At 63.2% G+C, this 12,588-nt stretch carries 7 protein-coding genes; 6 read left to right on the top strand and 1 reads right to left on the bottom strand.

Annotated elements, in window-relative coordinates; all coding sequences use genetic code 11:
* Nucleotides 1–5: 5 nt before the first annotated feature.
* The 3 genes from ASG67_RS00445 to ASG67_RS00435 all read left to right on the top strand — a co-directional run bounded on the left by ASG67_RS00445 (nucleotide 6) and on the right by ASG67_RS00435 (nucleotide 2,792).
* Nucleotides 6–902 (top strand): flagellin, encoded by an 897-nt coding sequence (locus tag ASG67_RS00445; RefSeq protein WP_056523782.1) that lies wholly within the window; start codon nucleotides 6–8, stop codon nucleotides 900–902.
* A gap of 113 nt (nucleotides 903–1,015) precedes the next feature.
* Entirely contained in the window at nucleotides 1,016–1,879 is an 864-nt protein-coding gene (motA, locus tag ASG67_RS00440) for a flagellar motor stator protein MotA (RefSeq protein ID WP_056526119.1), read from the top strand.
* Between the two features lie 4 nt (nucleotides 1,880–1,883).
* Entirely contained in the window at nucleotides 1,884–2,792 is a 909-nt protein-coding gene (locus tag ASG67_RS00435) for a flagellar motor protein MotB (protein ID WP_056523779.1), read from the top strand.
* Between the two features lie 333 nt (nucleotides 2,793–3,125).
* Here ASG67_RS00435 and ASG67_RS00430 read toward each other — a convergent pair whose 3' ends face one another.
* Nucleotides 3,126–3,626, bottom strand: coding sequence for a MucR family transcriptional regulator (locus tag ASG67_RS00430; RefSeq protein ID WP_056523775.1), 501 nt, complete (start codon nucleotides 3,624–3,626; stop codon nucleotides 3,126–3,128).
* Between the two features lie 538 nt (nucleotides 3,627–4,164).
* Here ASG67_RS00430 and ASG67_RS00425 point away from each other — a divergent pair.
* From ASG67_RS00425 to ASG67_RS00415, 3 genes are all read left to right on the top strand, one after another.
* Nucleotides 4,165–7,113 (top strand): TonB-dependent receptor domain-containing protein, encoded by a 2,949-nt coding sequence (locus ASG67_RS00425; protein WP_056523774.1) that lies wholly within the window; start codon nucleotides 4,165–4,167, stop codon nucleotides 7,111–7,113.
* A 72-nt stretch (nucleotides 7,114–7,185) separates the two neighbouring features.
* Nucleotides 7,186–10,302 (top strand): glycoside hydrolase family 2 TIM barrel-domain containing protein, encoded by a 3,117-nt coding sequence (locus ASG67_RS00420; protein WP_056526116.1) that lies wholly within the window; start codon nucleotides 7,186–7,188, stop codon nucleotides 10,300–10,302.
* Complete coding sequence (locus ASG67_RS00415; protein WP_056523773.1) at nucleotides 10,299–12,578, top strand: S9 family peptidase; 2,280 nt, start codon at nucleotides 10,299–10,301, stop codon at nucleotides 12,576–12,578. The genes ASG67_RS00420 and ASG67_RS00415 overlap by 4 nt, the downstream gene beginning before the upstream one ends.
* The last annotated feature ends 10 nt before the right edge of the window (nucleotides 12,579–12,588 follow it).

Raw genomic sequence — 12,588 nt, 5'->3', positions numbered from 1 at the left:
GCGCCATGCAGATTTCAACCTCGTCCTTTTACGACAACACGTCGAAGCGGCTGTCGGCGATGTCGGCCCGCGCCTCGGCCTTGCAGGTCGAGATCGCGACCGGCAAACGCTTCCAGACGCCCAGCGAAGCGCCGGCGACGTCGCAACAGATCGCCGAGTTGAACCGCAAGGATGCCGATGCCGCCGTCTATGGCGGCAACCTGACGCTCGCGGGATCGCTGCTCGATCAGGCGGACGGCGTGCTCGGCCAGATCGGCACGCAGCTCCAGCGCGCGCTGGAACTGACGACGCAGGCGGCGAACGGCACGCAAACGCCGGCGACCCGCAAGATTCTGGGCACCGAACTGGCATCGATCGTCGATGCGGTCGCCGGGCTCGCCAATATCCGCAACGTCCGCGGCCAGCCGCTGTTCGGAACGCCCGATGGCGTGCCGGCGGTGACTAAGAACGCCGATGGCAGCTTCGCCTATGCCACGATCAACGTGTCCGAAGTGCCGATCGCCGATGGCCAGACCGTGCAGGCGACCGAGGGTGCGTCGCGCATCTTCAAGCTGGACGGCGGCAAGGACACGCTGAAGATCCTGAGCGATCTGGCCGCCGCATTGCAGGCCGACGGATCGACCGGCACATCGGCGAGCGACGCGCTGGACGATCTAAACGCTGGCATCGAACAGGTGACGGTGGTGCAGGCGTCGGTCGGCGCGCGATCCGCTCGCGTCGAATTGCAGCAGACGCTGCTCGCCACCGCCGATACCGACCGGGCGGCGCTGCGGTCGAAGCTGGAAGATACCGACGTGACGTCGGCGGTGATCGAATTGCAGCAGATGATGACCGCCCTGTCGGCGACGCAATCCAGCTTCAGCAAATTGTCGTCGCTGTCGCTGTTCGATTATCTGCGTTGAACCGTTTATTATAGTCGCCCTGCCCGCCCGTTGGTAACGGGTTGGCGAGGAAATGCGGTTAATCCTTGGCCAACAAGCCGGGACAAGCCCGGCGCAACCGGGAAAAGCGTTTCATGTTTCCTGCCATCGGCCTCGTCGTTCTGCTCGCCATGGTGTTCGGCGGCTTCGCCATCACCGGCGGTGCGCTCGGCCCCGTCATGCATGCCATTCCGCACGAGATGCTCATCATCGGCGGTGCTGCCGCCGGTGCGCTCATCATCGGTAACTCCGGCAAGGAACTCAAGGCCGTCGGCGGTGGCCTGGGCAAGGTGTTCAAGGGGCCGAAGTACAAGAAGCAGGATTATCTCGACACGATCTTTTTGGTGTCGAAGCTGATGAAGATGCTGCGGATGGAAGGGCCGATCGCCCTGGAACCGCATGTCGAGGATCCGCAGTCCTCCGCCGTCTTCGCGGAATATCCCAAGTTGTTGAAGGATCACACGCTCATCAACCTGATCGCCGATACGCTGCGGCTGGTGGTGGTGTCGTCGGGCACGCTCGACGTGCACGCGGTCGAGGAGGTGATGGATCATGCGATCAAGACCCATCATCACGAGGTCGAGGGACCGCACACCACGCTGAACAGCCTGGCCGATTCGCTGCCTGCGCTCGGCATCGTCGCGGCAGTGCTGGGCATCGTGAAGACGATGGGATCGATCGACAAACCGCCGACGGTGCTGGGCGAGATGATCGGGTCGGCACTGGTCGGCACGTTCATGGGCGTACTGCTCGCCTATGGCATCGTTTCGCCGCTGGCGGGGCGGCTGAAACAGGTGATCGATGCCGATGCCGCGATCTATGACGTGGTGAAGCAGATCATCATCGCCTCGCTGCACGGCCATCCCCAGCCGCTGGTCATCGAATCGGCGCGGGCCGGCATCCAGCACAAGAACCAGCCCGGCTTTGCCGAGGTCTTCGACGGCCTGAGAGGCAAGTAAGGCGATGGCGAAGGCTGCGCCGCATGGGGCGAACGTTCCGCCCAAGGTGATCGTCAAGAAGATCTACATCGAGGGGCATGGCGGCCATCATGGCGGCGCATGGAAGGTGGCCTATGCCGATTTCGTGACGGCGATGATGGCGTTCTTCCTGCTGCTCTGGCTGTTGGGCGCGACGACCGAGAAACAGCGCAAGGGCATCGCCGATTACTTTGCACCGACACTGATCGACACGCACACGATCGGCATGGGCGGCAGTGGCGTGCTGGGTGGCGAATCGCTGATGTCGAACAACAAGCTGGGGCCAAAGGCCGCCGCCGCGGTGATCGCCACGGTGGGGATGCCGACAAATCCTGCCAAGGGTGGCGCGCAGGCCGGGATGGGACCGAAGGGATCGTTGCGCAGCAGCCCCGCCAGCCGGGCCGAGGACGCCAAGTCGTTCGAGGAAACCCGCCGTCAGGTAATCTCGCGGATCATGAAATCCGCCGATCTCGCCAAGCTGGCCAAGCATATCCGTTTCGTGCGGACATCGGAGGGGATGCGGATCGATCTGGTGGACGATGCCGATTATTCGATGTTTGCCAGCGGCACGACGACGCTGGATACGCGCGCGGCCGAACTGATCGGCATGATCGCCGGATCGATCCGCAGCACTGCCAATCCGATCATGATCCGCGGCCATACCGACAGCGTGCCGTATGGCGACCCGCGCGCCATGAACAACTGGATGCTGGCGACCGGCCGGGCGGAGGCGACGCGGCGTCGGCTGGCGCTGGGCGGGATTCCTGAAAGCCGGTTCGAGCGGATCGAAGGCGTAGCCGACCGCGAGCCGATGATCGCCGACAATCCCGGCGATCCGCGCAACCGGCGGGTGGCGATCACGCTGCTCTATCGGCGGACGACGTTCGGGCAATAGGCGCAGGCGGATCGGCGGCGGCGGAAAGTCGCTAAAGTCACACCTGCCATGCGCGCGCGATCGTGCGTGGGCGCATGCGCGCGCGACGATTATAGAGGCGCCGGGACCAACGGTGAGAAAGAGCAGGTCCGGTTCGCATAAACGATATGGGGATGTGTAGGACAGATGTTTCAACATCGCAGCGACGGCAGATGGTGCAAACCAACCTCACCCTTCCGCGGCTTCGCCGCTCCCTCCCTCTCCCGATGGGAAGGGATTGAACGCAAAAACGCCCGCAGGGAATATTCCGGCGGGCGTTTTCATGTCTGGTAGGCGACGACATGTCGCCAGCCATTATTCGGCGGCGGTGGTTTCCGCCTTGCGCCGACGCGGGGCGGCGGCGGGGGCAGCCTCCTCGGTCTTGCGCGCGCCGGGCTTGCGGCCCAGACCGATCTTCTTCGCCATCGCGCGACGGCTCTCCGAATAATTCTCGGCAACCATCGGGTAATCGCTCTTCAGACCATAGCGCTCGCGGTATTCGACGGGCGTCATGCCATTGGTCGACAGGTGACGACGCAGCGTCTTGTACGGCTTGCCGTCGATCATCGAGATGATGTGATCCTTCGACGCCAGCGACTTGCGCACGCTGACCGCCGGCGTGTAATCGCCCGCCGGTTCAGCGACGACTGGTGCCGCAACGCCGGTGCCGAGCAATGCCGAGACGGTCTCATGCATCTTGCCAAGGAACGCCGGCACCTCTTCCGCCGAGATGCGAGTGTTGGGATTACCCAACCAAGCAATGGTCAGCTCCGTCGCCAATTCCACTGCATTGTTCTCGAAATTATCGTCAGCCATCGGTAAACTCCTTCTATGCGGCGACCCGTAGCGCCAAGATACGTGGCGTCAACCGATCACGGATGCCTATCGCACCACTATTATTTACGTCGGGTGAGCAATCGGCGACTAAAGGGCGATGTTGTTGCGATTTCCGACGTCGCCACCGGTCGCGATATGCAAATGAATTTCTACCGCAATGACGCCATCAGAGCGGATCGGTCCTAATCGATATTAAACATGTCGTAAAATCAGGCGAGACAGGAACCATGTCACTTCGCGCTGCGGTTCGATTACGCCCGGTCCTCTTGGCCCGATGGCCCGCATGATCGTCACCGCCGACTGATCATCGGATCCGGGTGAAATGGGGCTGGATATTCGACTGTGGGCTCTTGCCACCAACCCAAGCCGTGGCATTTTTCGCGCACGAGATCGGCCAAACGGCTCCATCCGGCGCAGCTTATGATCGGTTTACATATAGTTAGAGCGTATAATATTTCTTATTGCGTATTTCGTATAATATATCCCATGATGGCCGAGACAAATATTGGGGGCATCCATGAAAAATCGTACAGTCCAGCTGCTACAATCCACCGCGCTAGCCGGCCTGATCGCCGCGTTCGCCGTACCGGCCGCGGCGCAGACCGTGACGCCAGATCCGGCTGTCGGCGCGCAGGAGACGGCCACGGGCGATGACATTACGGTTACCGGATCGCGCCTCGTGCAGCCGGGGATGCAAAGCAACAGCCCGATCACCGCGATCGACGCAGCGGAAATCCGGTTGCAGGGCGCGACCAACGTCGAGAATGTACTGAATCGTCTGCCGCAAGTGACGCCGGACGCAAACCAGAATGTGTCGAACGGCGCAGACGGAACTGCCAAGGTCAATCTGCGCAACCTGGGCAACAACCGTAATCTGGTGCTGGTCAACGGCCAACGCCTGTTGCCGATCCAGGCGACCGACCTGAACTTCATCCCGTCGTTCCTGGTCGATCGGATCGACGTCGTCACCGGCGGTGCTTCGGCAGTGTACGGGTCCGATGCCGTGTCGGGGGTCATCAACTTCATCATCCGCGACGATCTCGACGGTATTCGTGGCGACGTGCAATATGGCTTTTCCAATCATCGCAACGACACTGCCGCACGCCGGTCGCTGATCGCATCGAACAACTATCAGAATGCCCTGCCCTCACCGGTCGATGGTCAGCGGTTCGATGCCAATCTGGCGATCGGATCGAATTTCGGCGACGGCAAGGGCAACGTTACCGCCTATTTCGGGTATCGCGACGTAAAGCCGATCCTGCAGGCCAACCGCGACGTGTCCGCCTGCGCCCTCGATCCCGCGGCCGGCAACGCCGGTTATGTCTGCGGTGGATCGAGCAACAACGAATTTGGCCTGTTCCAGCCACTGACCGGTCCCAGCGCCGGTTCACGGCTGAACAATACGCGCGACGGGGCAAAGACTTGGGTGCCTTATGACAGCACGTTCCGGTACAATTACGCGCCACTGAACTATTTCCAGCGCAATGACACGCGCTTCACCGCCGGGGCTTTCGCCCATTACGAGGTGGTGCCCGCAGCCGAAGTCTATGCCGGCGTGATGTTCATGGACGATCACACCAATTCGCAAGTCGCGCCGTCCGCCCTCTTTCAGGGCTACACATACACGGTGAACTGCAACAACCCGTTGCTGAGCGCGCAGCAGGGCAATCTGCTTTGCGGCAGCAGTTACGGCAACGGCGCCGTCTCGCAGAATCTGTTCATCGGGTATCGGCCGGTCGCCGGGGCGGCACGGCCGCGGCGTGACGACCTGCGCCACCGCGATTATCGTGTCAGCGGCGGTGTGCGCGGCGACATCGCCGAAGGCATCCGGTACGACCTGAACGGCCTGTTCTCCAGCTCCGTCCTGACCGAAACCTATGAAAACGACATCGATCCCGCCCGTGCCAATCGCGGTCTGCAGGTGGTGAACGTCAACGGTGTGCCGACATGTAAGTCGGTGGTCGACGGTTCCGACCCGAGTTGCGTGCCGCTGAACGTGTTTCAGTATAACGGCATCAACGACGCCGGATTCAATTACATCTATGCGCCGACGTCGACGCGCGGCGTCGATACCGAAACCGTGCTGAACGGCGCCGTGACGGCCGATCTGACGTCCTATGGCATCAAGAGCCCCTGGGCGGAGAATGGCATTGGCATCGTGCTGGGCGTGGAGCATCGCCGCGAAACGCTGAAGTTCACGGCAGACGCACTGGCACAGCAAAAAGGCACGACGGAAAGCCGGGGCAAGTTCAACGTCACCGAATTCTTCAGCGAAGTCCGCGTGCCGATCCTGTCGGACATGCCGTTCGCCCACGACCTGTCGCTGACCGGTGGTTATCGCTATTCGAAGTACAGCACGCGGGACAAAGGTATCTCCACGTACAAGGGCGAGATTTCCTATGCGCCGATTGCCGATCTGCGGTTGCGCGCCAGCTATAACCGGGCGATCCGTGCGCCGAACATTTCCGAACTGTTCGCGTCGCAGTCGGTGGGCAACGTATCAACGCAGGACCCCTGCAGCGGTGTAATCGATAACAATCCCAACACCGTTTCGCCCACGGCCTCTGCGGCACAATGCGCGCTGACGGGCGTCACCGCGGCACAATATGGCCGGATCATCGAATGCCCCAGCGAACAGTGCAGCGGCCAATTCGGCGGCAATCCCGCCCTGAAGCCAGAGGAAGCCGATACCTATACCGCCGGTATCGTGCTGGAGCCGCATTTCATCCCGCGACTGTCGCTGTCGGTCGATTACTTCAACATCAAGGTGAAGGATTACATCAGCTCGATCCCGGTTTCGCTGACGATCAGCCAGTGCATCGCGACGGGCGATCCGTTCTTCTGCTCACTGTTCAAGCGCGATACCCGGACGGGGACGATCTTCGGCGATCAGGGCTACGTCATCTCGACCACGCAGAACACCGGGTCGCTGAAGACATCGGGTATCGACGTGGGTGCCAGCTATGCCGTGCCGACGGCAATCGGCCGGTTCGATGCGCAGATCACGGGGACGTGGCTGAACGATCTGGTCACCGAGCCGCTGCCGGGCCTTGGCAAATATGACTGCAAGGGCCTGTTCGGCCCGACCTGCGGCCAGCCCAGCCCCGAATGGCGCCATCAGGCCCGCCTGACCTGGACCGATCCATCGAAATTCGGATCGGTCTCGCTCAACTGGCGCTATGTCGGTTCGACCAAGTTGACGAACAACACCGACAATCCGTTCCTGACGGGCGATAAGTACGTCATCAATGCCAAGCTGCCGACGTACAGCTATTTCGACCTGGCGCTGACGGCCAATGTCAGGGAGGGGATCACGTTCCGTGCCGGCGTTACCAACCTGCTCGACGAAAATCCGCCGGCGATCGCGCAGGGGTTGCTGGCCCAGTTCGGCAACGGCAACACCTATCCGGGTGTCTATGACGTCGCCGGTCGCTCGTTCTTCTTCGGGTTGACCAGCCAGTTCTGACGATGGGTTCATGACGGGTCGGCGGGTAGATGATGCCCGCCGACCCTTTGTCGTTTATATTCAGGAGTGAAGATGCCGCTCATCCGTCGATCGATCCTGTCGCTGGCGCTGCTGTCGAGCGCCGTGCCGGCCATCGCTCAGACGCCGGTCGTGCCCGAATGGGAGCGGCCGGAGGTGATCCGCGAGGGGGCGGAGCCGATGCACGCGACGTTTGCGGGGTTCGACACGCGGGGCGAGGCGTTGCGGAACGATGCGGCCAAGGCACGCTATCACCTGTCGCTGGATGGCGACTGGCGGTTCCGTCTGTCGCCGACGCCGGAGACGCGGCCAGCAGATTTCCAGCGCCCCGATTATGACGTGAGCGGATGGGGCATGATGAAGGTGCCGGGCATCTGGCAGGCGGAGGGGCATGGCCGGGCCGTGTTCGTCGGCAGCGGTTATCCCTTTCCGCGCAACCAGCCCAAGATCGACCATGCGCTGAACGAGGTGGGGTCGTATCGCCGGGATTTCGCGGTACCCGCCGACTATGCGGGACGGCGGCTGTTGCTGACGATCGGGGCGGCGGGGGCGGCCTATTATGTCTGGGTGAACGGGCAGCGGGTCGGCTATTCCGAGGACTCCAAGCTGCCGGCAGAGTTCGACGTCAGCCGCTATGCGACGCCCGGCCGCAACACGATCGCGATCGAACTGTATCGCTTTGCCGATGGCAGTTATCTGGAAGATCAGGATTTCTGGCGCGTCAACGGGATCGAGCGCAGCGTCACGCTGTATGCCGCGCCGGCGACGCATATCCGCGACCTAGAGGTGAAGGCGGGGCTCGACGCCAGTTATCGGGATGGTCAGTTCGGCCTGCGTGTCGATGTGGCGGGTGCGCCGCGGGCGGTGTCGGTGCGGGCGACCTTGCTCGACGGCAAGCGGGTGGTCCTGACGCAGGACGGGACACCGAATGGCGCCCGTAGCGTCGCGCTGAGTGGTGTGGTGCCGGCGGTTCGCGCGTGGACGGCGGAGACGCCCGATCTCTATACATTGCTGGTCGAATTGCTCGACGATCACGGCAAGGTGATCGAGGCAACCAGCCGCCGGATCGGTTTCCGCACCGTCGCGATTACGGATGGCGAGGTGCGCGTGAACGGCAAGCGGATCATGATCCGCGGCGTCAACCGCCACGAGCATGATCCCAAGACCTTCCACATTGTGTCGGAGACGACGATGCGCCGCGACATCGAATTGATGAAGGCGGCAAACATCAATGCGGTGCGCACGTCGCATTATCCCAACGATCCGCGCTGGTACGATCTTGCCGACGAATATGGCCTGTACGTGATGGACGAGGCCAATATCGAGAGCCACGGCTATCTGAGCCTGTCGCAGCAGAACGACAATGATCCGTCGGTGTTGCTGGGCAATGACCCGACATGGAGGGCGGCGCATCTGGATCGCGTGCAGCGCATGGTGGAGCGCGACAAGAACCATCCGTCGATCATTTTCTGGTCGCTGGGCAACGAAACCGGCATCGGCACCAGTTTCGAGGCGGCAGGCAAGTGGGTGAAAGCGCGCGATCCGTCTCGCCTCACCAGCTTCCTCGGCTGGAGCATGAGCAACTGGCGTCACCCGGTGAACGATTACGTCGATATCTTCGCGCCGATGTACGACGATGTCGAAAAGATGGTCGACTACGCGAACGCACCGGCGTTCACGCAGCCATTGATCCTGTGCGAATATGCGCATGGGATGGGCAACAGCCTGGGCGATATCGACGGGTATTGGCGCACGATGCGCGCGCACCGGAAATTGCAGGGCGGCTTCGTGTGGGACTGGGTGGACCAGACGATGCTGCTGAAGGACAAGGCAGGGCGACCCTATTGGGGGCAGGGTCTGGATTTCGATCCCGATCCCAAGGCCCCAGGCGTGCATGGCGACGACAGCCCGGTCGGCGATGGCGTGATCCAGTCGGATCGCACGCCCGATCCCGAATATTATGAGCTGGCCAAGGCGCAGTCGCCGATCGCGTTCGAGCGGACGGAGGGCGGCTATCGTATCCTGAACCGCCACGATCATATCGACCTGTCGCGCTTCACGGTGGACTGGACGATGATGGAGGACGGCGTCGCGGTTGCACGCGGCGCGGTGCCGATGCCGGCGGTGGCGGCAGGAAGCAGCGCGGTGCTGCCGATCGCCCTGCCGGTAGCGAAGGATGGCGGCGCCGAACGCGTTCTGGTCTTGCGCGCACGGGCGAAGGCGGGAGCGGTGCCGATGTTGCCGGCGGGACATATCGTCGGCTGGGAACAGTTCGGGCTGACGCCGCCGCGTGGCTTGCCGGCGCCCGCGCAGGGTGCGGTCGCGGCGACCGAGGCGGATGGCGTGTTGCGGCTGGCGGCGGCGGATGCCGTGCTGGATGTGGACACGAAAACCGGACTCGTCCGGCGCTATGCGCGCGGCGGCACCACGTTGCTCAGCGGCGGCGCGCCCGATTTCTGGCGGGCGCCGACCGACAACGATATCGGCGCGGGTGTGCCGAAGAGCCATGCGATGTGGAAGGTGTTTTCCGAAAACCGCCGCGTCGATGCGATCGCCCGCGACGGCGATACGATCGTTGTCGATCACGACATGGGCGTCGGATCGGTGAAGACGCAGACGCGCTGGACGATGGCGGGTGATGGCAGCTTGCGGGTGACGGTGCTATTCCATCCGTTGCGCGCCACCCTGCCCGATCCACTGCGCATCGGGCTGATGTTCGAGACGCCGGCGGCGCTCGACCGGGTAAGCTGGTACGGGCGCGGGCCGCATGAGACCTATGCCGATCGCAAGACGAGCGGGCTGATCGCGGAGTGGAGCGGTGCGCTGGCCGATCAGTATCACGATTATGCGCGGCCGCAGGAATCGGGCGCGAAACAGGATGTGCGCTGGATCGCGCTGACGGGTGGTGGCACCGGCGTTCGCATCACCGGGGCGCAGCCATTGTCGGTCAATGCACTGGCGTTTCCCTATGCCGATCTGGCGATGAAGCCGCCGGGACAGGCGCATAGCTCCGACATTCGCCCGCATGGCAATGGCACGCTGCTGGTCGATGCCGAACAGGCGGGCGTGGGCGGCGACACCGGCTGGAATCTGGATGGACGGCCGCACATGCCGTATCGCATACCCTTGAAGCCGTTGACCTATAGCTTCACGATCGGCGCGGCCAAGTGAGGGCCGCGCTTGCGCTTGCCCTGCTGCTGACGGCGACGCCAGTCGCCGCGCAGACCGTGGCGGAGCGGATCGACCGATCGGTGGCGTTGCGCGAACAATGGCAATGGCTGACGCGCGACATCGCCTCACCCGCGCAGTGGGACGAGGACGGCTGGCATTTCCATTATCGAAAGACGGTGACGGGTGGCTTCGCGTTCGTCGATGTCGATACCGCGACACAGGGCAAGCGCGCGGCGTTCGATGCGACCGCGATCGCTGCCGCCGTGGCCAAGTCGACGGGCAAGCCGGTCGATCCGCTGCACCTGCCGTTCGATCGTTTCGATTATGCCGATGGCCGCACTACGATCGTGACGACGATCGCCGACCGGAAAATCCGCTGCACGCTGACCACCCCCCTCTGCGCAGCCCTGCCGCCCGAACCCGAACCGCGTCCGCGCGGTTTCGGCGTGGTGCGCGATCTGCGGGTGCCGGCCGACAATCATCCGCGCCACTCGCCCGATGGGAAGTGGGAGGCGCTGGTGATCGACGACAATCTCGTCGTGCGGGCCGTGGACGGCGGCAAGGAGGCGTGGCGTAGTCAGGACGGCAGCCCCGCCGATTTCTATGATCCCGAGACGATCGCCTGGGCGCCGGATAGTCAGCACATCGCGCTCCACCGTGTCCGCCCCGGTTTCGCGCGGATGGTGACGCGCATCGTCGCCGCGCCCGAGGGCAAGGTGCAGCCGGAGGTGGTGCAGCAACTCTATCCCAAGCCGGGCGATGCGGTGGATCGGGAGCAGCCGGTGCTGTTCGCGGTGGCGGACGGCAAACGCATCGACGTGGCGAACGCGCTGTTCCCCAATCCCTATTACCTGTCCGCGCCGACCTGGCGGAAGGACGGCAAGAGCATCCGGTTCGATTATCTGCGTCGCGGCTTCGGGCAGGCGCGGATCATCGCGGTCGATGCCGATACCGGTACGGCGCATGTCGCGGTGAGCGAGGATCCGAAGACGTTCGTGTTTCGCGACGCAATCTACAGTCATGACGTGGGCTATCTCGGCCGCGAGATCGTGTGGACGTCGGAGCGCGACGGCTGGCGGCATCTGTACCTGATCGATGGTGTTACCGGCCGGGTGAAGACGCAGATCACCAGGGGCAAATGGATCGTCCGCGACATCGCCAGGGTGGACGATGCCAAACGCCAGATCTGGTTCTCCGCCAGCGGCGTCGTGCCGGGCGAGGACCCCTATTACAAACACTGGTTCCGCGTCGATTTCGACGGTCGCCATCTGGTGCGCCTGACGAAGGAGAACGCCACGCACGACCTGCGCTTCTCGCCGGACATGACCCGGTATGTCGATGTATATTCGCGCACCGACCTGCCCGAGACGAGCGAGTTGCACGACGCCACCGATGGCCGCCTGATCGCGACGCTGGAAAAGGGCGATATCACCGCGCTGACCGCCGCCGGTTTCCGCCCGCCCGAACGCTTCACCGCCAAGGGGCGCGACGGCGCCACCGATATCTATGGCCTGATCGTCCGGCCGCGCGATTTCGATCCCGCCAAACGATATCCGGTGATCGAGAACATCTATGCTGGCCCGCACGACAGCTTCGTGCCCAAGGCTTTCTGGCCGTTCGGTTATTTCTCCGGCGGCGACAAGGTGATGGGGATGCAGCAGCTCGCCGATCTCGGCTTCGTCGTCGTGATGATCGACGGCATGGGGACGGCGAACCGGTCGAAGGCGTTTCACGATGTCGCATGGAAGAACATGGACGATATGGGCTTTCCCGATCGCATCGCCTGGATGAAGGCGGCGGCAGCCAGGGACGCGTCGATCGATCTGACCCGTGTCGGCATCTATGGCGGATCGGCCGGCGGCCAGAACACGCTGAACGCGCTGCTTTTCCATCCCGACTTCTACAAGGCCGGGATCGCCTATGCCGGGTGCTTCGACAACCGGATGGACAAGATCGACTGGAACGAACAGTGGCTCGGCTGGCCGGTCGATCAGAGCTATCTCGATGCGTCGGGCGTCGTCCATGCCGGCAAGCTGCAGGGCAAGCTGATGCTGGTGGTGGGCGAGCAGGATTCCAACGTCGATCCCGCCTCGACCATGCAGGTCGTCGATGCACTCATCAAGGCGGACAAGCAGTTCGAGTTGCTGGTGATCCCGGGCGGCGAGCACACCGCAGGCCGCACCACCGGGCCGGTGCCCTATGCGATGCGGCGGCATTATGATTTCTTCCTGCGCACGTTGCGCGGGGAAGGCGTGGCGGACTGGAACGCGCGGTAGTCAGCTGGTC

This window comes from Sphingomonas sp. Leaf339 (genome assembly GCF_001426195.1).
In the GTDB taxonomy this organism is placed as follows: domain Bacteria; phylum Pseudomonadota; class Alphaproteobacteria; order Sphingomonadales; family Sphingomonadaceae; genus Sphingomonas.
This window is presented reverse-complemented; position numbering and strand designations above follow the sequence as displayed.

Coding starts and splice junctions, on each gene's coding strand:
- ASG67_RS00430 (WP_056523775.1), bottom strand. CDS start 3,626: ATGGCTGACGATAATTTCGAGAACAATGCAGTGGAATTGGCGACGGAG.
- ASG67_RS00425 (WP_056523774.1), top strand. CDS start 4,165: ATGAAAAATCGTACAGTCCAGCTGCTACAATCCACCGCGCTAGCCGGC.
- motA (WP_056526119.1), top strand. CDS start 1,016: ATGTTTCCTGCCATCGGCCTCGTCGTTCTGCTCGCCATGGTGTTCGGC.
- ASG67_RS00445 (WP_056523782.1), top strand. CDS start 6: ATGCAGATTTCAACCTCGTCCTTTTACGACAACACGTCGAAGCGGCTG.
- ASG67_RS00435 (WP_056523779.1), top strand. CDS start 1,884: ATGGCGAAGGCTGCGCCGCATGGGGCGAACGTTCCGCCCAAGGTGATC.
- ASG67_RS00420 (WP_056526116.1), top strand. CDS start 7,186: ATGCCGCTCATCCGTCGATCGATCCTGTCGCTGGCGCTGCTGTCGAGC.